Below are 19,042 nucleotides of genomic sequence, written 5' to 3' on the forward strand. Positions count from 1 at the left end.
CGTCGGCGTCGGATCAGCGACCGACCCAGACCGGCTCACGCTTTTCGAGGAAGGCGTTCACGCCTTCTCGTGCGTCCTCGGACTGCAGCGCGTTGCCGACGGCGAGGTGCTCCATCACCATCAGCGACTGGATGTCCGCGTCGAGACCGCGGTCGATGCACATCTTGGTGAGCTTCATCATGAACGGGCTCTTGTCGACGATCGGGGCGATGAACTCGGCGAGAAGCTTGTCGAGGTCTTCGGCCGGCGCCGACGCGTTGATCAGGTCGAAGGCCTCCGCCTCCTTGCCGGTCAGGAGTTTGCCGGTCAGCATGAGCTCCTTGGTCTTTCGAATTCCGATCATCCGCGGGAGCCGGTAGATCGGGCCTGCCCCACCGAACAGCGCGCGACGGATGTGGAAGTCGCCGATCCGGGCGTCCTCGGCGGCGATGGCGAAGTCGCAGGAGATCATGAGCTCGAAACCGCCTGCGGTGACGAAGCCTTCGAGAACCGCGACGGACGGTGTGTTCATCGAGTACAGGCGGTCGCAGACCTTGGCGGACAGCACGGCGACGTCCATCGCGGTGGTGGAGCCGACGTACTTCTCCCGCAGTTCGTCGAGATCGAAGCCCGAGCAGAAGGTGCCGTCACGTCCACGCAGGACGAGCACCTTGAGGCTGGGGTCGTTGTCGACCTCCACGATGATCTCGTCGAGGCGATGCAGCAGCTCGACGGTGACCGCGTTCTTCTTGTGCGGGCGGTTGAGCCACACACGGGCGACGTCGCCGTCCTTCTCGAGCACGATGTGGTCGGTGTCCACCATGTCGGTGTCCTTTCGAGGGAGAAACTGAACTGGATTCACTTCAGTTCTACTGGGTGGGAGATGGTCCGTCAATAGGCCGGGGCAAGAGGTTTCGATTCAGCGGCGCAGGCGCCAGGATTCAGAGCCCGACGAGATCCGCGACGCGACTGCGGTGTGCCCGTGAATCACCGAGAAGCGGTTCGTCGCCGAGCGCGCGGCGAACGTAGGAATGCGCCGCATGTTCCCAGGTGAAACCGACACCGCCATGCAATTGCACGGCCTCGAGGGCGGTGCCGATCACCGCCTCGGTGCAGATCGCCCCCGCGACCGCGGCCGGGAGCGCCGCGGATTCCGGGTCTTCCGAGAACACGGCGGCGGCATACCGCGCCGCCGATCGAGCCTTCTCCAACTCGACCAAAGTGTTCGCCAATCGATGCTTGACGGCCTGGAAGGAGCCGATCGCTCGCCCGAACTGGTGGCGCTGCATCGTGTATTCCGTTGTGCTTTCGAGTAAACGATCGACGATTCCCACATGTTCGCAGGCCAGCCCGATCACTCCCAGGCTGTGCAGTGATGCGGCCGTCCGCAGTGCGTCGCCGGGTCCGACGAGACGCACCGCGGCCGCGTCGTCGAAGAGCAGATTCGCCTGCCGCCGACTGGGATCTATGACCGGAAGCTCCGTGCGCCGCACCGGGGCGGTACGCAGATCGACCGCATAGAGGCCGGGCCCCTCGTCACCGCGTCCGAGTAGCACGACGATATCGGCCGCGCCGCCCTGCACGACATTGGTCGAGCGGCCGGACACCGACCAGAGGTCTCCGGTTCGGGTGGCGTCGACGAAATCGGTCTCCGCGCTCAGAGCTGTCACGGTTGCGACGAGTTCGCCCTGGACGACTCGCCCCAGCAGTTCGTCGGCCTGCGGGCACCTGTCGGCGGCGAGCAGGGCGTGCACTCCCAGCATCGCCGACGTGAGTACGGGTTCGCTGACCAGCGCGCGCCCGCATTCTTCGAGAACGATCCCGAGTTCGACCACGCCGTAACCCAGGCCGCCACGATCCTCCGGCACCGTCAGGGCGGCGACGTTCATCTCCTTGACGAGAAGCGACCACAACTCGGGGGAATATCCGATTTCCGACTCGGCGGCGAGTCGGCCGGCCTCGAGCGTCGAGTGCCGATCCAGCAATTGGCGGACCACCGCCCGGATGTCGTCGTGCTCGGCGACGGGCGTCATCGCCGGGGGTTCGGTCTCGGGCCAGGGACGGGAATGGGGGGTCGGCATGGAACTCTCCTCAAATTGACGTGAGTTCAGTTTAGTTTCGCCGAAGCCGTCGCGGCAAGCACTCTCGACAAGCGGCATTGGGTTGAACTAAGTTCATTTCATGACCGATGCACTCGTGATCGAGCGGTACTACGCGATCCTCGACAGCGGCCGGATCGACGATGCAGTTGCCCTGCTCGACGAATCGATCGAGTTCGCCATAGTCCTCCCGGGTACCGTCCGCAGGGGGTACAGCCGCTCCGACATGCTCGACTACCTGAGGGGACGGCCCTCGGTCGATCGACGACACGTGCTTCTCCGAACGAGCAGCGCCGGCGACGTCCAGTTCGCCTACGGCTCCGTCGTCGAGAACGACGTGAAGACAACCGGCTACTTCCTCGCCGCGATGCACCTCGACAGCGATGGCGCCATCGACGCGTACGAGGTGTCCTTCGACACGGAATTCAGCATTCTCACAAAGGAGTTGGCCCATGGGAAGCGTGACTGACCTGACCGAGACGGCCTCTCCGACTCCCGTGCTGATCGCGTGGTTCGCGATCATGGATTCGGACGATCCCGATCGCGTCCTGAACATGATCACCGACGATTTCCGGATGTCGGTTCAATTCTCCACCGGCGGTGGGAATGCCGCCGAATTCGTCGGGGATCGCGCCGGACTCGTCGAGTACCTGCAGCAACGCGAGAAGAGTGTGCTCGTACACGAAATCCTCGCGGGATCTCGTGTGGGAGAGGTCGAGCTGGCGCTGGGACGCACCACACGGAACGGCGATTTCGAGGCCTCGTTCAACACGTCGGCACAGCTCGACGGTTCGGGCCGCGTACGGAGGTTGCTGATCTGCCGCACACCCGAGATCTCGTTCCCCCTCTGAAACAGCTGTGAGTACTTGTTAACCGCGGGCGGTTAACAAGTACTCACAGCCGGTGTCGGTCAGGACGTGAGGTCGTACAGGGTCACGCCGTCGACGGTGGCGGCGGTGAAGTTCTCCTGCACCCAGGTGGAGATCTCCGATGCCGTTCCGTCTCCACCCATTCCGCCTCGACCGCCGGCGATGAAGTAGTGGATCTTGCCGTCCGCCACGTACTGCTGGAACTGCTCCAGCGTGGGTGACGGATCGCTGCCGTTGAATCCGCCGATCGGCATGACCGGGTCCTCGGTGGCCAGCTGGTAGCCGGATGCACTGTTGGATCCGATGGCCGCCGCGACCCAGGTGTAGTTGCCGGAATCCTGTTCGAGCAATGCCACCAGTTCCGCGCCCGGATCGCTACCGGAGAGCAGTCCCCCGGCGGCGCCGCCGCCCATGGCACCCATACCGCCCATGCCGTCGGTGGCTCCTGCCGCCGCGCCGTCCGTTGCGCCGGCAACGGCACCGCCCGGCAAGGTGGGCGCCGCGGCACCGTCGGTGCGGCCGCCCATGCGTCCCGCACCGTCCACGCCGGCGGGGCCACCCATTGCGCCGGGGCCTCCGCGGGCGCCTTCGACGTTGGGTCCGGCCGAGACGATCGAACCGGTGTGCGGCGTCGCGATGGTATCGACGGCGTAGGCCGTCGGACCGGCGAGCCCGGTGAACAGCGCGGCCAGCGTGACCACGGCAGCGATCCGGCCGCGGGTCAGCGCCGGGATCAGCACGGCAACCGCGGCGACGACGCCGAAAACGACCACGGCCCACTTCAGCCACGGCACGAACGACGCGCTGCGTCCGAGCAGAACCCAGGACATGGCAGCGGTGGCCAGCAGTGTCACCGCGAGAACCGCCCGCACCCACAGCGTGTCCCGTCGACGCCACAGCGTCACCGAGCCGATCGCCACCAGCGCGGCCACGGCCGGTGCGAGTGCCACGGTGTAGTACGCGTGGAAGATGCCCGCCATGAAGCTGAACGTCAGTCCGGTCACGAGCAGCCACAGACCCCACACGAGGAACGACGCACGCTGGGTGTCGACGCGAGGTGCGCTGCCGCGCAGTGCGAGACCGGCGGCCAGCAGGATCAGTGCGGCCGGGATGAGCCAGGCGATCTGACCGCCCTGTGCCGCCTCGAACATCCGCGTGATGCCGGTGCTACCCCACATACCGCCACCGCCGGGGGCGCCTCCTCCGGGGAAGCCGCCGCCCGCCATGGCCTCGCCGGCACCGCCCATGGCCGCTGCGGCGTCCCCACGACCACCGCCGCCGGGCGTGACACTGCCGGTCTCCTCACCGTTCAACCGGCCGAGACCGTTGTAGCCCAGCGTGAGTTCGAGGATCGAGTTGTTCTGCGAACCGCCGATCCAGGGCCGCGACGACGCCGGCCACAGTTCGACGATCAGCAACCACCAGCCCGCGGAGACGATCATCGCGCCGAGCGCCGCGAAGCACTGGGCGAGGCGTTTGCCGAACTTCGGCGGTCCCGCGACGAGATAGGTCAGAGCAAGCGGCGGGACGACGAGCATCACCTGAAGCTGCTTGGTCAGGAACCCCAGACCGACGAACACGCCGGTCAGCACCATCCACCGGGTGCGTCCGTCCTCCACGGCCCGCAGCATCGCCCACACGGAGGCGATCATCAGCAGCACCAGCAGGGCGTCGGGGTTGTTGAACCGGAACATCAGCACCGCGATCGGCGTCAGCGACAGCACGAGACCCGCGAGCAGACCCGCCGGGGCGCCGAACCACCGCTTCACCGTGGCGTACAGCAGCGCGACGGAACCGACCCCGAGCAGAGCCTGCGGTACCAGCATCGCCCACGAGCTGAGCCCGAAGACCCGGACCGACAACGCCATCAGCCACAGCGACATCGGAGGCTTGTCGACGGTGATGGAGTTGGCGGCATCGGAGGATCCGAAGAAGAACGCCTTCCACGACTCCGACCCCGCCTGGACCGCGGCTGCGTAGAACGAGTTGGCCCAGCCGGAGGCGCCGAGCCCCCAGATGTACGCGACCGCGGTCCCGACCAGGAGTGCGGCGAGCGCCCACGGCTCCCACCGCCTGCGGGCGTGAGGTGGTTCGGCCGCGTCGACCTTCGGTTGTTCGAGGGTCGTCGTCATGCGTGAGCTCCTTCGGGGCGTGCGTTCCTGAACACCCAGCGAAGGGCTATGAAACGACTGATGGTGGCAACGAGATTGGCGAGGACGAGGACGGCGAGTTCGACGTGCTTGGACACGTCCGGGGCCGCCGAGTGGAGGACGTACAGCGAACCGCTGGTGAGCAGGAGCCCGAAGGCGAACACGAGCAGGCCCTGCATCTGATGCCGGGCGGCACCCTCGGATCCGCGGACACCGAAGGTGAACGCGCGGTTCGCGGCCGTGTTGAGCACGGCGGTGACGAGCAGTGAGACGGCGTTGGCCCACTGCGCACCCATGATCGGATGCAGGATCAGGTAGAGCAGCGCGTACGCGACGGTCGACGCGACGCCGATCACGGCGAACCGGGCCAGCTGCCCGACCATGCCGCGGGGCACTCCGGGCACCAGCGGCTCGCGCCCGAAACTGTCACGCAGGCTGCCGATGGGCAGCGATCCGGTGGACAGGGCCCGGCCCACCCGCCACACGCCCTTGAGGTCGGCGACGGCGGTCGCGACGATGTCGACGCGACTGTCCGGGTCGTCGACCCAGTCGACGGGGACCTCGTGGATGCGGAGGCCTGCGCGTTCCGCGAGCACCAGCAACTCGGTGTCGAAGAACCACCCGGTGTCCTCGACCAGCGGCAGCAGGCGCTGCGCGACGTCCGCCCGCATCGCCTTGAACCCGCACTGCGCGTCGGAGAACCGCGCGTGCAGTGCGCTGCGGAGGATGAGGTTGTAGCTGCGGGAGATGAACTCGCGCTTCGGTCCCCGGACCACCCGCGACGAGCGGGCGAGGCGGGAGCCGATCGCGAGGTCCGAGTGTCCCGACAGCAAGGGCGCGATGAGCGGCATCAGGGCGTTGAGGTCCGTCGACAGGTCGACGTCCATGTACGCCACCACCTCGGCGTCGGAGGCACTCCACACCGCACGCAGAGCGCGACCTCGCCCCTTCTCGTCGAGGTGCGCGACGTGGACGCCGTCGATCTCGGCGGCCAGCCGGTGCGCCACGGCGAGGGTGGCGTCGGCGCTGGCATTGTCGGCGATGGTGATCCGGGCGGAGTAGGGAACGTTCTCGTCGAGGTGCCGCCGCAGCCGGCGCACGCAACGTTCGAGTCCGGCTTCCTCGTTGTAGACCGGCACGACAACGTCGAGCACGGGCGCGGTCTCGGCGGTTTCGGGGGTCTCGAGTCGTCCCATGGCGCCCGGTGCGCGGGAGAGGGAATTCGTCGTCATGCGTCTTAGATTCGGCCCGTACGCTCCGATGACTCTGGACGGAGGCTGGGAGTTTCCTGTGCGCTTCGCGCCCGTGAGTACTTATTAACCGCGGGAGGTTAATAAGTACTCACGGGGGGCGAAGCCGCATAATGGCGGCCATGGGATCTGTATTCAGCGCCATCATCAACGGAGATCTGCCCGGACGTTTCGTGTGGGAGGACGAGGACGTCGTCGCGTTCCTCACCATCGCCCCCGTCACGCAGGGCCATGCGCTCGTCGTACCCCGCAAGGAGGTGGACCAGTGGCAGGACGTCGACGGTGAGATCTGGGCGAAGGTCATGGACGTCGCCCGCACGATCGGGCAGGCCGTCCGCCCCGCTTTCGACGCACCGCGGGCAGGACTGCTGATCGCGGGCCTCGAGGTGCCGCACCTGCACGTGCACGTCTTCCCGGCCTACGACCTCGGCGATTTCAACATCAGCAACGCCGAGCAGAACCCGTCCCAGGAATCGCTCGACGAGGCGCAGGCGAAGCTCAAGGCTGCGCTGCGCGAACTCGGTCACGGGGAGAACGTCCCCGACTGACGGTCAGTTCGACCGCGGCAGTTCCACCCGGAACGTGGCGCCCTCGCCGGGCCGGCTGTCGACGGTCACCGACCCGCGGTGGGCGGCGACCAAGGCCGCCACGATCGACAGGCCGAGGCCGCTGCCACCGCTCTCCCGGGTGCGGGACGCGTCGGTGCGGTAGAACCTCTCGAACACCCGGGCCGCGTCCTCCTCGCTGAGTCCCGGTCCGGTATCGGCCACCTCGAGCACGACGCTGTGTTCGGTGGTGCTCAGCCGCACCGTCACGTCCGAGGTGGCGGGGGTGTGTTTGACGGCGTTGGCGAGCAGGTTGCCGAGGACCTGTCGCAGCCGGGCCTCGTCACCGATCACCTCGGGCGTCCCGGGTCCGGGGCGGACGTCGAGTGCGATGGACCGATCGGGGGCGACGGCGCGTGCCCCGTGCACGGCGTCCGACGCCACCGACAGCAGGTCGACGGGCCGGGTCTCGAGGGGACGCTGGGCATCGAGCCGGGCGAGCATGAGGAGATCCTCGACGAGGAGCCCCATCCGCGACGCCTCGCCTTCGATGCGACTCATGAGGGTTTCCGTGTCGGTCATCGCGCCTTGTCGATACAGCTCGGCGAAGCCGCGGATCGTGGTGAGCGGGGTGCGCAACTCGTGGCTCGCGTCCGCGACGAATCGCCGCATCTTCTCCTCGGAGCGGCGCGCCGATTCCTCCGACGCCTCGGTGGCGGCGAACGCGTGCTGGATCTGGGCGAGCATTCCGTTGAGCGCCACGGACAGTCGACCGATCTCGGTACGGTCGTCCCGTTCCGGGACACGCCGGTGCAAGTCACCCGAGGCGATCGCCGCGGCGGTCTCCTCCACTTCGACGAGGGGACGCAGACTGCGCCGGACCACGAAGTACGCGACCACTCCGAGCGCTATCAGCACGACCACACCGATGATGAGTTGCAGCACGATCAGCCGGTTCACCGTTTCGTCGTTCTCGGTGAGTGTCATCGCGACGGTGGTCTCGGTTCCGTCCGGCGCGGTCGTCGTCAGCACCCGCCACCGCACGTCGGAGTTGTCGGTCGAGCCGACCGTCTCGGGCCCCGACGCGGGGTCCTCGGGCAGTGCGGGGGAGGCGGATTCGTCGTTGATCTCACGCAGGACCGTTCCGTTCGGCAGCGTCGTGCGGACGTAGAACGGGCTCGGTGGGCGGCCTAGGTTCGGTTCGACCGGCGGCGGCAGCGGGCGCAATTTGCCGGGCTTCGCCCACCCCTGAGCCGCGTCGTGCAGCTGGTGATCGACACGGTTGGTCAGCGAATTCTCCAGCGCCGACGTCACCGCGACACCGGACGCGAGGAGTCCGAGCGCAGAGAGCAGAAGCACGGCGCCGACGAGGGTGATGCGCAGCGGCATCGCGCGAATCCACCGTCGCGCAGGCCCGTTCGGGACAGCGGCGACCGCCTCGGCCGGCTCCCGCGGAGCCGCAGGCGCGGTCATCGCCGCGGTTCTCGCATCACGTAGCCGACTCCGCGGAGGGTGTGGATCAGCGGCGTCTCGCCCGTGTCGACCTTCCGGCGGAGGTAGGACACGTACGACTCGACCACCCCGACCTCACCGCCGAAGTCGTAGTTCCAGACGTGGTCGAGGATCCGCGGCTTGCTCAGCACGGTGCCGGCGTTGACCATGAAGTACCGCAGCAGGGTGAACTCCGTCGGCGACAGCGACACCAGGTCGCCCGCCTTCCAGACCTCCCGCGTGTCGTCGTCGAGTTCGATGTCGGCGAACTTGATGCGGGCGGACTGCTCCTCCACCGACACCTTGCCTGCCCGCCGCAGGATGACGCGCAGCCGGGTCACCACTTCTTCGAGGCTGAACGGCTTGGTGACGTAGTCGTCCGCACCGAGGGTGAGGCCGCTGATCTTGTCCTCCACCGCATCCTTCGCGGTGAGGAACAGCACCGGAGCGTCCACACCGTCGGCGCGCAGCCGCTTGAGCAGGCCGAACCCGTCCATTCCCGGCATCATGACGTCGAGGATCACGGCGTCGGGGCGGAACGTGCGCGCCGTGTCGAGTCCCTCGGCCCCGGTCGACGCCGTCGCCACCTCGAATCCCTGAAAACGCAGGCTCACGGAGAGCAACTCGAGGATGTTCGGTTCGTCGTCGACGACGAGGACGCGGGCTTCGACAGGCTTCTCATTCACGCAACCCATCATCACTCGTGACGCTGGATCGTCGCTGCACGTTTCCTGGGAGATTGCTGTGAGCCGTACCGCCTGCTTGTGCGGGTGGGATTCCGGTCGTCAGTTCACCACGATGTTGAGGTTGAGTACTACTCCGCCGAACGTCAGGATCGTGTTGGCCAATCCGAGGGTGACACCGCTGTTGAGTGCCCCGAGCAGTCCGAGCATCATGACCTCCATCGTCGCCCCTGGGAAGGGGTGGTTGCGCGCTGTCCGTGCGCGTTGCGGATGACACTAGGTCAACTCGGAAGAATTCGCGGCGACACACGCAAGCAAATTCGCTGAATAAAATCACCCATTCTTCTTTACCGAAAAAGGGGGAAATTCTCGGTACATGAGCAAGGATGGGAAAGTTGCGCTCCGCGTGCCGGCGCCTCCGGCCGTCGCATACGAGACAACCCCGCCGTCGATCCGACAGCGGGGTTGCGGGAGCGGAGTTGTCTTGACAGGCAGGAAGTTCAGGCTACGACGTTCAGGTTGAACACCACTCCACCGAACGTCCCGATCGTGTTGGCGAGTCCGAGGGTGAAAGCGCTGTTGATTGCGGCGAGCAGTCCGAGCATCATGATGTGCCTCGTTATCTTCCGTGGTATATGCACAGAATTCACTGTTTCGCTCGACAATAAATGAGGCGACCTCGATCTGCGAGATAATCGGCGCATTCGCGACCCGTGCGCGTTCGAGGAGTGTGTGTACTCGCTCACCACTCACAGGCGCGGAGCGCCCCGTTGGGTACCGTGGAAATCGTCGACACGACATCCGGACGAGCGCACCGTACCCGGCCAGCGACAAGACGGTGCCCGGAGGTTTGTCATGGCGTGGATCGTGCTTGTGCTGTCGGGAATCCTGGAGGCCGTCTGGGCCACCGCCCTCGGCCGATCGGAAGGGTTCACCAAACTCGGACCCAGTGTCGTATTCGGCGTCGCGTTGATTCTCAGCATGGCGGGTCTGGCGTTCGCGATGCGCAGTCTCCCCATCGGAACGTCGTACGCGGTCTGGGTCGGCATCGGCGCAGCCCTCACGGTCGGGTTCGCGATGGTGACCGGCTCCGAGAGTTCCTCACTGGTGAAGATCCTGCTGATCCTGGGCATCGTGGGATGCGTCGTCGGGCTGAAGGTCCTGCACTGACCGGATCGTGACACTCGATGCTTGTGTGTCGCGGGTTACAGTAATTCCATGAACCTGGTGTCGTTGATGACCCTCCCGGTGCGCGTCGGTCTTGCGGCGGCCGATGTCGGTCTCGGAATCGCCGAAGCCAGCCTGATGACCGTCCGGACGGCGGTCGCCGGGACGGGTGTCGTCACGGGGATGGGTACCCAGGGCAGCCCGTTGCAGGTGATCAGCCAGCTGTCGTCGCTCGCGGCCAACGACCGCCCGCTCGGGCAGGCCCTCCAGCCGGGTGGTCCGCTCGACCGCCTCCTCGCTCCGGGCGGTCCCGTCGACCGTCTCACGTCGGAGGGCGGCACCCTCGAACGCCTGCTCGAGCCGGGCGGCCCGCTCGAGCGGGTGCTCGCCAAGGACGGCCCGCTCGACCGGGTGCTCGCCGAGGACGGCACCCTGGAACGGCTTCTCGCGAAGGACGGTCTGCTCGACCGTCTCACCGCGGAGCAGGGGCCGCTCGAACGACTGACCGCGCGGGACGGTGCGGTCGAGCGGCTCACGGCGCCGGGCGGAATCGTGGACCGGGCGCTCGCCGAGAACGGCATCCTCGAGACCCTGCTGTCGGAGGGCGGCGCGTTCGAACGGCTCATCGCCGAGGGTGGCCCGCTCGACCAGATCGTGGCGCTGTCCGAGACGTTGACGGCCCTGGCGCCCAACCTCGAGCGGATGAGCGCCAGCATCGACCTGTTGCAGGAAACCGTGGGCATTCTCAGCGCCGCGGTCGGGCCGCTCGGCGACCTCGCCGGCAAGTTGCCGGGACGCTGGCTCAAGGGCAAGGGCGACCGCCCGGGCGTCGACTACACACTCGGGCCCGCCTGACACTTGACCTGAACGCAACTCGAGGTTTTACGGTCGGGTCATGACTCGCATCGAAGGCCTCGGACCTGTCGGCATCACCCTGAACATCTCACCGGACGAGACGTACCTCGACGACGCGGCCCGGCTGGAATCCCTCGGCTATTCGGCGATCTGGCTGCGGGGCGGTCAGATCGACAGCCTGGACCGGATCTCGGCCGTCGTCCGGGCGACCGACTCGATCCCCGTCGCGACCGGCATCATCCCGGTCGGCGTGTACGACTCGGACGCCGTCGCTCAGCTCTTTGCGGATCTGCAGACCACGGCGCCGGACCGGTTCGTCGTCGGGCTGGGCGGCCCGCAGCAGGTCCCCCGGCCGCTCCGGGCGTTGAACGAGTATCTCGACAGGCTCGACCGGTCCGATCCGCCGGTGCCTGCGGAGCGACGGATTCTGGCGGCGCTGGGCCCACGCAAGCTGGAACTCGCGCGGGACAGGGCCGCGGGGGCCGTCGTGCTCCTCGTCACCCCCGACTACACCGCCGAGGCGCGGCGCATCCTCGGCCCGGACGCCACGCTGGTCGTCTCACTGATGACGGTGCTCGGCACCGACGCCGCGCGGGCCCGCGACACCGCCCGCGTTCCGCTCCGATTCCTGTCCGGGGTGGGCGGCTATGCCACGAATTTCGAGCGGATGGGTTTCGGCGCCGACGACATCTCGGGGCTGAGCGACCGGCTCGTCGACGACCTGGTCGCCTGGGGTGACGCGGACGCGATCGTCGCGCGGGTACACAGCCACCTCGCGGCCGGCGCCGATCATGTCGTCGTGAGCGAACTGGGTGAGCGGCCGGGCGAGGTGGCCCGGCAGCTCGCGACACGGTTGCCACTTCGCGCATAGGACGACCGGCCGACAGCCCCCGACCCGTGCCTCTGGTATGTATTTCGCATGACACGAACCATCGTTGCGCTGTTGATCCCTGCCGCCCTGCTGCTCGGGGCGTGCAGTTCCGAATCGACCACCACCGAGGCCGAGTCCCCGGCGAGCGCAACGACCGAGGCCACCGAGGCATCCTCCGCAGACCTGCCCGCTGTCGCGGACCTGTGCAAGGGCCTGCTCCAGTACACGAACGGAGCGGAGGCTCGCGCGCAGCAGAGCGGCGAGACGTTCGACCGTACGAAGGCCCTCGACGACCTCTTCACCCAGTCGGCCGAGACGCCGGAGTGGAAGGATGCTCCGCAGGAGCGCAAGGATCAGATGATCCAGGCCTACGACGCCGCCAAGACCGGGGCCTGCTGACCCGGATTCGCAATCGAGGACCGAAACTGTCCTCAATTCTTCGTAGCGTGCCCGGTATGACCGACACGACGAAGTCCATCCGTCCGTTTCGCATCGACATCGCGCAGGAGCAACTCGACGATCTTGCCGATCGTCTCGCACGCACCCGGTTCGGCACACCCCTTCCGGGTGACGACTGGGCGAGCGGTGTGCCCACGTCCTACCTGGTCGAACTCGTCACGTACTGGCGCGACGAGTTCGACTGGCGGGCGCAGGAGAAATCGCTCAACACCATCCCGCAGTTCGTCACCGAGATCGACGGGCAGAACATCCACTTCCTCCACGTGCGCTCCCCCGAACCGAACGCACTGCCCCTCGTCCTCACCCATGGCTGGCCGGGTTCGTTCGTCGAGTTCCTCGACGTGATCGGCCCGCTCACCGACCCCGCAGCGCACGGGGGCGACCCCGCCGACGCGTTCGATGTGGTCGTGCCGTCGCTGCCCGGATTCGGATTCTCCGGACCGGTCCGCGAATCGGGCTGGGACACTACCCGTATCGCCGCGGCGTGGGCAGAGCTGATGACCCGGCTCGGCTACCACCGCTACGGGGTCCAGGGCGGGGACATCGGTGCGGACGTCTCACCCGAGGTCGCCCGCATTGCCCCGGACGCGGTGGTCGGGGTGCATCTCAACGGCAACGTCGGGGTTCCGTTCCACGAGCTGGACGAGGCGGAGCAGGCGAGCCTGTCACCGCTGGAACAGGACCGACGCGACCGGGTGTCACGGTTCATGTCCGAGGAGTTCGGCTACATCGCCATCCAGTCCACCAGGCCCGCGACTCTCGGAGCCGCCCTTGCCGATTCGCCGGTGGGCCAGCTCGCGTGGATCGTCGACAAGTTCCGCGAGTGGACACATCCCCGCGAGGCGCTCCCCCACGACGTCGTCGGCATCGACCGACTTCTCACCAACGTCATGCTGTACTGGCTCACCGGGACCGCGTCTTCGTCCGCGTATGTCGGCTACACGCAGGAATCATCCTGGGGCGCCGCCAAATCCGCGTCCGGAGTTCCGACCGCGGTCATCGTCTTCGCCCATGACGTCGGCATCCGCCGCTACGCCGAACAGGAACACGCGATCACGCGGTGGACCGACATCGAAGACAGTGGCGGTCACTTCGCCGCACTCGAAGAGCCCGAGACCCTGACCGCGGACATCCGGGAGTTCTTCGCCGGACTCCGCTGAGCGCGATACGACGAACCACCGGCCCGGGCGGGGGGTCCGGCGGTTCGTCGACGGTGTTGCGTCAGTTGCCGATACCGGCAACCTCCTGGGCGATACCGGCCAGTCGCGTCTGGGCCGCGGAGACCACGCCCTGGCGATCCTTGTGGGCTTCCTCGTAGGCGACGACGGTGCGCACGTCGGAGGGATCGGTCAGTTCCTTGACCGCGGCGACCGCCTGGGACACGTTGAGGTCGTCGTAGTCGGCGATCGGGAGTTCGTCCGCCTCCAGGACGCCACCGGCGGCGCGTGCGGAATGGATCGCGTCGGCGATTCCGTCGGCGCCTTCGTTGCGAGTGACCTGCTCCGCCGTTTCGAGGGCGGCATCACGCGAGGCGGCAAGCGTCTTCACGGCGACATCGCCCGCGTGGGCGCCTCGACCGAGCAACGCGCTCAGCATCGGCGGGGTGGTGCGGGCCGTGTCGAGAGCACGGTCGATGCCACGCGCGGACCACGAGACCGGGACGTTGATCAGCCGGATCGTGGCACCGGTCGCCACCTGGAACGGGGTGCGTCGCAGGGCCGCCGGCCCACCGAGCGCCTCCTCCGCGAGCACCGTGGTCAACCAGTCGACGGTCGCGGCGTGCGCGGTGACCAGTCGATCGGCCAACCGGACGACGTCCTGCTTCCCGGCCGCGGTCGCGAGGGCCTTCACGTACCGCGCCCGGTCGAGCAACTGGTGTTCGAGGGCGAGGTCGCCGAGCAGGGCCTCGTCGAACGGCTGCGCCTGCTCCGCCATCGCCTTCAGCGCCGCTGCCAGCCTGCCGAACAGCGGGCCGACGATCTCGGGCACTCCCCCGAGATCGCGGATGGCGCGTTCGACCGCCTCTGCGCGGAGGCGTCCGTTCTCGGCGTTCTCGGTGAGCTCTCGGCGCACGGCCTCGGTGCGCGCTTGCGCGACGCGGGTTTCGGCGACCTGGATCTCGGTGTTGGTCAGATCGAGTACGGCGTGCAGCTGGGTGATCAGTGTGGGGACGGTCATGTTGTGTCCTTTCCCGTTCTTGGGTGCGGTCAGATCAGGCGTGCGGTCAGATCAGGCGTGCGGTCAGATCAGGCGTGCGGTCAGATCAGGCTGGAGATGAGATACGCCGCGAGTAGGACACCGGCGAGAACGGCCGCGGCGGTGACGGCCGCGAGGACCGCCGATCCGGTCACGGACATCGCGGGCACGGCGGCGACGAGCGCAGCGACGAGAGCGGTCCCGAGCGAGAAACGACGGTCGGGCTCGTCCTGCTGGTTCTTCGCGTGCCGGGGTGTGCTTGTGCGGAGTGCATGGTGGGCAAGGGTCATGGTTCGATTTCCCGTCTGGAGTCGAATACGGACCAGAGTCGGGACCACACGAGAGGGCGTTCGCCGGACGACGCTGTCGGCGCCTTCGTGCAGATCCCGGGTTTCGCGATTTACAGCGTCAGTTCGCTGACGACATCGACTGCACGGGCAGTGTCGGGTTCGGCCATTGCGTGTTCTCTCCCTACCGCAACGTCACATGCTCGAATGCGTGCGGCTCGTTCGGATCGTCAACTTATCTGCTCTGGCTGATACAGATTTCATCTTATCTACTTGGCAGTAAAGTTCAACCCATCCGAGCAAGAGAATCGGCCGATGCCGGGATGACGGCACCAAAAACCGCCGGGACCAGCACAGATGACACACACACAGAATCTTCAGTGCGCGAGAAGACCGGGGGCGGACACCGCCCTCAACCCGACGATCGGTCGAATCCTGGCAACCCGATCACCCTCCGGCTGCGCCACTTTCCGACCCTTCCAACCGTGACGCCAGATCCGCGTTCTCGGATTCGAGCGCGAGGATCCTCTGAATGCCCGGGACGTTCACTCCGTCGTCCATGAGCTGCGCTATGCGCGCCAACCTGACCAGATCGTCGTCGCTGTATCTACGGGTGCCGCCGCTGGTCCGTGCAGGGGTCAGCAATCCGCGACGCTCGTACAACCGCAGGGTCTGCGGGCCGATGCCCGTCAACTCCGACGTCACCGCAATTCCGTAGACCCCGCGACAGGAGCGGGGTAAGGCGTCGATGGTCACAACAGGCTCCCTTCTGCTTAAGGAACACCCGATGTTAACAAACCGATGAAATCAATCTGCAACACCGGATATAGATTTTGCATATTCCACTCAGCATGCACCCTCGGCTGCGGCGAGAGCCAGGGCAGGGTGACGTAATCTCGGAGCCGAACCGAACGCGAACCGAGGCCGCCCGGGCAGGGTTCGCGGAGGTGTCGTGGCCGCGAGTGCCACGGCCGCTGCGCCAGAGACGAGAAGACGGTGCCCCGCACTCAGGAACACGCAGATCGTTACCGCGACGCCCTCACTGCGCTCGCGGCGGCTACCCAGCGACCGGCAAATGTGGTCAACACCGGGGCGGGCTATGCGATCCGGGTCGATTTCGAGTACAACCGCTACCTTCTCGCGTCCAACGCTGCCGACGGACTGACCGACGCCGCCGAGGACACGTCCGAATGGCGGGTGAGCCTCTATCAGGGAGTCACCGACGGAACTCCGGACGAACTGCTGGCCGCCGCCGAGCACGCATGGCTCGTCGACGCGTTCGACCTCGCGTTCGCCGATATCCGGGCCGAGGGCAAATGGCAGTCGGCCGACGCCTCGTTCGACGCGTTCAACTCCACTAACGGCCAGTCCACCAGCTGAGCCGGTAGGCGCGCCTCAGGCCCGACCCGGGACCTCGGACTTCACGAGCTGCTCCAGCTCGGCGTTGCGGGCCGCCAGGATCGCGTTCTCGGCTTCGAGCTGAAGAATCTGACCGATTCCGATCAGATTGACACCGGCCGCGACGAGTTCGGTGATCTTCTGGAGGCGCGCGACATCGTCCTCGCTGTACCGGCGTGTTCCACCGCCCGTGCGAGTCGGTGTGATCAACCCTCGCCGCTCGTACAAGCGCAGCGTCTGCGGGCCGATACCCGTCAGCTCCGACGTTACCGAGATCCCGTACACACCCCGCTGCGATCGAAGCGGCACATGAGAGGACGTCACCGGATCTCCCTTCTTCTTAGGGCGCATCAATCCTAACAAGGTCCGGAAGACACAATGTGCCGCAGGGGGTGCAGGTTCGCTCTGGCCTTCGCGGACCGCGCTTCCGCGCTCCTGCATCGCAGTTCCCGGTAGCCCTGCGGTCCACCCTGCCTCATCTGATTCCTTCCCGGTTCGGTTCTCCGTCCGCGCTTGCCCTCTCGAGCAGCAATCTTGCTCATTCCGCTTGAACTTCCTGCCCCATGACTGTAGAACAAATCTATATTCTTGAACGCAGATAAGTTCTCACCACGAGGTGGGCACCAAGGAGAACCGATGACCACACACAACCCGCAGAACGCTCCCCACGACGGAGATGTCCTCGTTCTCGGCGCAGGCAGCGGCGGAGCGATCGCCGGCGGCCTGATCGCCACGCTGGCCCTCAGCGCGCTCACTCTCCTCTCCTCCCTGCCGACCTGACGGCCTGCCCGCCCCACCCTTTCCACACCGCCCCTTCACACCCGACAGGACACAGCGCTCATGCCCGCCAGCTCCACATCCCACGCTTCCGCCACCACTACTGCCTCGCGAGGCGGAGCAACGATGAGCACCGAGGAAATCAAGGCCCGGATCGAGGCGATGTTCGCCGACGAGGCCACCGACACCTCCCCCGCACTCGTCGAATAGTGACGCCATCGCCGATGCCGGCAGGTCAGAGAAGGGCAGAGCCATGAACGTGTCCACCCAGCTCGTCGCACCATCCTGCGAAATCCGTCGCATCCCCTCCAGGACGACGCCGACGCATCGCACGAAGCCTGCGGCAGAGGTCGCAACAGACGACCGACGGCGGGAACGCCCGGAGCCCGCGCGACGCGAGCGCGACCAGTACCGCGACGTGCCCGCGCAGTGCGAGGCCATCGGCCGGCTCGCCGCCTCCGACCCCCGCCGCGAAGTGTTGCGCCAACGGCTGATCGAACGTTGCCTGCCGCTCGCCGAACACATCGCCCGGCGTTTCCACGGTCGCGGAGAACCACTCGACGACCTGATCCAGGTCGCCCGCCTCGGACTGGTCAAGGCCGTCGACCGCTTCGACGCCCGCTGCGGAGCGAACTTCGTGTCCTACGCCGTCCCGACCATCACCGGCGAAGTCCGCAGGCACTTCCGTGACACGGGGTGGGCCATGCGCGTCCCGCGCAGCATGCAGGAACTGCACCTCTCCCTCACCAACGCGACGACCGAACTGACCATCACACTCGGACGCGCCCCGACGGCGAGCGAACTGGCCGAGGCCGTCGGGATCGACAAGGACGAAGTAGTGCAGGGCCTCCGGGTCGCCGACGCATACAGCACCCTCTCCACCGATTTCCCGCTCGGCGAGAACGAACGCCCGCTGTCGGAGACGATCGGCGACGTCGACCCGGCCCTCGCCCACGTCGAGGACCACGTGGTCCTCGCACCACTGCTGGAATCACTTCCCGACCTCGAACGCACCGTGCTGGTCCTGCGCTTCTTCGGCAACATGACCCAGTCGCAGATCGCCGCGCGGGTGGGTGTCTCGCAGATGCAGGTGTCCCGGCTCCTGACCAAGACGCTGGCGGACCTGCGCGGGAAACTCGCCGACGTGGGCGGTCAGATGCTCTCGTAGGCGGCGAGGAAGTCCTCCCACGTCCGCTTGCCCGTCGCTGCGACGTCGAGTGACAGGTTCGCGCCCTCCCGGTACGCGCGGCCGGCCTTTCCCGGCATCCGCACCGGCATCATCAGCCGATGCCTTCCGGTCGCCTTCAGGTATCCGCGCATCAGCTCGGCCATCCCGTACACGGTCGGTCCGGGCAGGTCGGGCACCAGGCCGGCCGGCGCCCCGAGGGTCAGTTCCACCAGACGCGCCGCGACCTCCGCCGAGTCGACCGGCTGGAACCGCAGTCCGCCCGGAACCGGAATCACGGGCAGTTTCACCATCTTCTGCAGCATGGTCAGCACCAGGTCGTGGAACTGGGCCGCGCGCAGCGTCGTCCACGGCACACCCGAGTCGGCCACCGCTCGTTCCGCGGCCAGCTTGGATCCGAACCAGCCGAGCGGAACTCCGTCGGCGCCGATCACCGAGATGTACACCAGGTGCTGCACCCCGGCGCGCGAGGCGGCCTCCACCAGGTTCCGCGTCGCGACCTCGTCACCCTTGGGTCCGCCCGCCAGGTGCAGAACGGTCTCGACCCCCTCCAGCGCGGGCTCTATTCCCTTGCCCTCGAACAGGTCACCGGCCAGATACTCGACGCCGTCGACCGGCTCGCGGCCGTGCCGGCTGAGAACGCGCACGTCCCGTCCCGCCGCCCGCAGCAGTGGGACGACCTGACGTCCGAGCGTGCCCGTGCCGCCGGTGATCAGAATGGGTGATGTCATGATCTCTCCAGATTCGTTGGGTGCGGGACTCGGTTTCCCGGTCTCGACA

The 19,042-nt window shown here is 67.1% G+C and carries 23 protein-coding genes and 1 riboswitch; of the genes, 12 read left to right on the forward strand and 11 right to left on the reverse strand.

Annotation, left to right across the window (positions count from 1 at the left end; translation table 11 throughout):
• Positions 1-13 precede the first annotated feature (13 nt).
• Together ACNJ7E_RS06330 and ACNJ7E_RS06335 are read right to left on the reverse strand one after the other, a co-directional pair.
• On the reverse strand, positions 14-802 hold the full coding sequence (locus ACNJ7E_RS06330; protein ID WP_105412871.1) for an enoyl-CoA hydratase/isomerase family protein: 789 nt from the start codon (positions 800-802) through the stop codon (positions 14-16).
• 118 nt (positions 803-920) lie between these two features.
• The gene (locus ACNJ7E_RS06335) at positions 921-2,060 is read right to left on the reverse strand and encodes an acyl-CoA dehydrogenase family protein (RefSeq protein ID WP_418339402.1); all 1,140 of its coding nucleotides are present in this window, start codon (positions 2,058-2,060) and stop codon (positions 921-923) included.
• Between the two features lie 100 nt (positions 2,061-2,160).
• On the opposite strand from ACNJ7E_RS06335, the gene ACNJ7E_RS06340 reads away from it, so the two are divergent.
• Positions 2,161-2,547, forward strand: coding sequence for a hypothetical protein (locus tag ACNJ7E_RS06340; protein WP_280778816.1), 387 nt, complete (start codon positions 2,161-2,163; stop codon positions 2,545-2,547).
• Complete coding sequence (locus tag ACNJ7E_RS06345; protein WP_280778817.1) at positions 2,531-2,929, forward strand: hypothetical protein; 399 nt, start codon at positions 2,531-2,533, stop codon at positions 2,927-2,929. The genes ACNJ7E_RS06340 and ACNJ7E_RS06345 overlap by 17 nt, the downstream gene beginning before the upstream one ends.
• A gap of 59 nt (positions 2,930-2,988) precedes the next feature.
• On the opposite strand, the gene ACNJ7E_RS06350 is transcribed toward ACNJ7E_RS06345, so the two are convergent.
• Both ACNJ7E_RS06350 and ACNJ7E_RS06355 read right to left on the reverse strand, forming a co-directional pair.
• Complete coding sequence (locus tag ACNJ7E_RS06350) at positions 2,989-5,079, reverse strand: ArnT family glycosyltransferase (RefSeq protein WP_418339403.1); 2,091 nt, start codon at positions 5,077-5,079, stop codon at positions 2,989-2,991.
• The gene (locus tag ACNJ7E_RS06355; protein WP_280778819.1) at positions 5,076-6,329 is read right to left on the reverse strand and encodes a bifunctional glycosyltransferase family 2/GtrA family protein; all 1,254 of its coding nucleotides are present in this window, start codon (positions 6,327-6,329) and stop codon (positions 5,076-5,078) included. Before ACNJ7E_RS06355 ends, ACNJ7E_RS06350 begins: the two co-directional genes overlap by 4 nt.
• 140 nt (positions 6,330-6,469) lie before the next feature.
• On the opposite strand from ACNJ7E_RS06355, the gene ACNJ7E_RS06360 reads away from it, so the two are divergent.
• Positions 6,470-6,895 (forward strand): HIT family protein, encoded by a 426-nt coding sequence (locus ACNJ7E_RS06360; protein WP_280778820.1) that lies wholly within the window; start codon positions 6,470-6,472, stop codon positions 6,893-6,895.
• A 3-nt stretch (positions 6,896-6,898) separates the two neighbouring features.
• Here ACNJ7E_RS06360 and ACNJ7E_RS06365 read toward each other — a convergent pair whose 3' ends face one another.
• Positions 6,899-8,281, reverse strand: coding sequence for a sensor histidine kinase (locus ACNJ7E_RS06365; protein ID WP_280779173.1), 1,383 nt, complete (start codon positions 8,279-8,281; stop codon positions 6,899-6,901).
• An 80-nt stretch (positions 8,282-8,361) separates the two neighbouring features.
• Complete coding sequence (locus ACNJ7E_RS06370) at positions 8,362-9,078, reverse strand: response regulator transcription factor (protein WP_005561510.1); 717 nt, start codon at positions 9,076-9,078, stop codon at positions 8,362-8,364.
• A 771-nt stretch (positions 9,079-9,849) separates the two neighbouring features.
• Positions 9,850-9,911: riboswitch (guanidine-III (ykkC-III) riboswitch) on the forward strand.
• A 10-nt stretch (positions 9,912-9,921) separates the two neighbouring features.
• On the opposite strand from ACNJ7E_RS06370, the gene ACNJ7E_RS06375 reads away from it, so the two are divergent.
• From ACNJ7E_RS06375 to ACNJ7E_RS06395, 5 genes are read left to right on the forward strand one after another with little or no spacing between them, the layout of a single operon-like run.
• Positions 9,922-10,236 carry a DMT family transporter gene (locus ACNJ7E_RS06375; protein ID WP_280778821.1) on the forward strand — a complete coding sequence of 105 codons (315 nt, stop codon included), beginning with the start codon at positions 9,922-9,924 and terminating at the stop codon, positions 10,234-10,236.
• A 48-nt stretch (positions 10,237-10,284) separates the two neighbouring features.
• A complete protein-coding gene (locus ACNJ7E_RS06380; RefSeq protein ID WP_280778822.1) occupies positions 10,285-11,088 on the forward strand; it encodes an ABC transporter in 804 nt (267 codons plus the stop codon).
• 40 nt (positions 11,089-11,128) lie between these two features.
• Positions 11,129-11,959: an LLM class F420-dependent oxidoreductase gene (locus ACNJ7E_RS06385; protein ID WP_418339404.1), complete on the forward strand. Its 831-nt coding sequence runs from the start codon at positions 11,129-11,131 to the stop codon at positions 11,957-11,959.
• A gap of 48 nt (positions 11,960-12,007) precedes the next feature.
• Positions 12,008-12,358 carry a hypothetical protein gene (locus tag ACNJ7E_RS06390; protein ID WP_283330573.1) on the forward strand — a complete coding sequence of 117 codons (351 nt, stop codon included), beginning with the start codon at positions 12,008-12,010 and terminating at the stop codon, positions 12,356-12,358.
• 56 nt (positions 12,359-12,414) lie between these two features.
• Entirely contained in the window at positions 12,415-13,578 is a 1,164-nt protein-coding gene (locus tag ACNJ7E_RS06395) for an epoxide hydrolase family protein (RefSeq protein ID WP_418339405.1), read from the forward strand.
• A gap of 61 nt (positions 13,579-13,639) precedes the next feature.
• Here ACNJ7E_RS06395 and ACNJ7E_RS06400 read toward each other — a convergent pair whose 3' ends face one another.
• The 3 genes from ACNJ7E_RS06400 to ACNJ7E_RS06410 form a co-directional block, all read right to left on the reverse strand.
• Positions 13,640-14,596, reverse strand: a complete 957-nt coding sequence (locus ACNJ7E_RS06400; protein ID WP_280778826.1) for a DUF8129 domain-containing protein — start codon at positions 14,594-14,596, stop codon at positions 13,640-13,642.
• Between the two features lie 80 nt (positions 14,597-14,676).
• The gene (locus ACNJ7E_RS06405; protein ID WP_418339406.1) at positions 14,677-14,904 is read right to left on the reverse strand and encodes a hypothetical protein; all 228 of its coding nucleotides are present in this window, start codon (positions 14,902-14,904) and stop codon (positions 14,677-14,679) included.
• Between the two features lie 444 nt (positions 14,905-15,348).
• Complete coding sequence (locus tag ACNJ7E_RS06410) at positions 15,349-15,657, reverse strand: MerR family transcriptional regulator (RefSeq protein WP_105412857.1); 309 nt, start codon at positions 15,655-15,657, stop codon at positions 15,349-15,351.
• 240 nt (positions 15,658-15,897) lie between these two features.
• Here ACNJ7E_RS06410 and ACNJ7E_RS06415 point away from each other — a divergent pair, with 240 nt between their 5' ends.
• On the forward strand, positions 15,898-16,281 hold the full coding sequence (locus ACNJ7E_RS06415) for a hypothetical protein (RefSeq protein ID WP_280778829.1): 384 nt from the start codon (positions 15,898-15,900) through the stop codon (positions 16,279-16,281).
• Between the two features lie 15 nt (positions 16,282-16,296).
• On the opposite strand, the gene ACNJ7E_RS06420 is transcribed toward ACNJ7E_RS06415, so the two are convergent.
• On the reverse strand, positions 16,297-16,623 hold the full coding sequence (locus tag ACNJ7E_RS06420) for a MerR family transcriptional regulator (protein ID WP_009477797.1): 327 nt from the start codon (positions 16,621-16,623) through the stop codon (positions 16,297-16,299).
• 312 nt (positions 16,624-16,935) lie between these two features.
• On the opposite strand from ACNJ7E_RS06420, the gene ACNJ7E_RS06425 reads away from it, so the two are divergent.
• The 3 genes from ACNJ7E_RS06425 to ACNJ7E_RS06435 are packed head-to-tail and all read left to right on the forward strand — an operon-like array spanning position 16,936 to position 18,244.
• On the forward strand, positions 16,936-17,079 hold the full coding sequence (locus ACNJ7E_RS06425; protein WP_280778831.1) for a hypothetical protein: 144 nt from the start codon (positions 16,936-16,938) through the stop codon (positions 17,077-17,079).
• A 60-nt stretch (positions 17,080-17,139) separates the two neighbouring features.
• Positions 17,140-17,286 carry a hypothetical protein gene (locus ACNJ7E_RS06430; protein ID WP_167344068.1) on the forward strand — a complete coding sequence of 49 codons (147 nt, stop codon included), beginning with the start codon at positions 17,140-17,142 and terminating at the stop codon, positions 17,284-17,286.
• A gap of 43 nt (positions 17,287-17,329) precedes the next feature.
• Positions 17,330-18,244 carry a SigB/SigF/SigG family RNA polymerase sigma factor gene (locus tag ACNJ7E_RS06435; RefSeq protein WP_280778833.1) on the forward strand — a complete coding sequence of 305 codons (915 nt, stop codon included), beginning with the start codon at positions 17,330-17,332 and terminating at the stop codon, positions 18,242-18,244.
• Here ACNJ7E_RS06435 and ACNJ7E_RS06440 read toward each other — a convergent pair.
• Complete coding sequence (locus ACNJ7E_RS06440; RefSeq protein ID WP_418339407.1) at positions 18,229-18,993, reverse strand: SDR family oxidoreductase; 765 nt, start codon at positions 18,991-18,993, stop codon at positions 18,229-18,231. The two genes, ACNJ7E_RS06435 and ACNJ7E_RS06440, sit on opposite strands and share 16 nt — an antisense overlap.
• Positions 18,994-19,042 lie beyond the last annotated feature (49 nt).

This window comes from Rhodococcus mengyinensis, assembly GCF_048381435.1.
GTDB lineage: Bacteria > Actinomycetota > Actinomycetes > Mycobacteriales > Mycobacteriaceae > Rhodococcus_F > Rhodococcus_F opacus_D.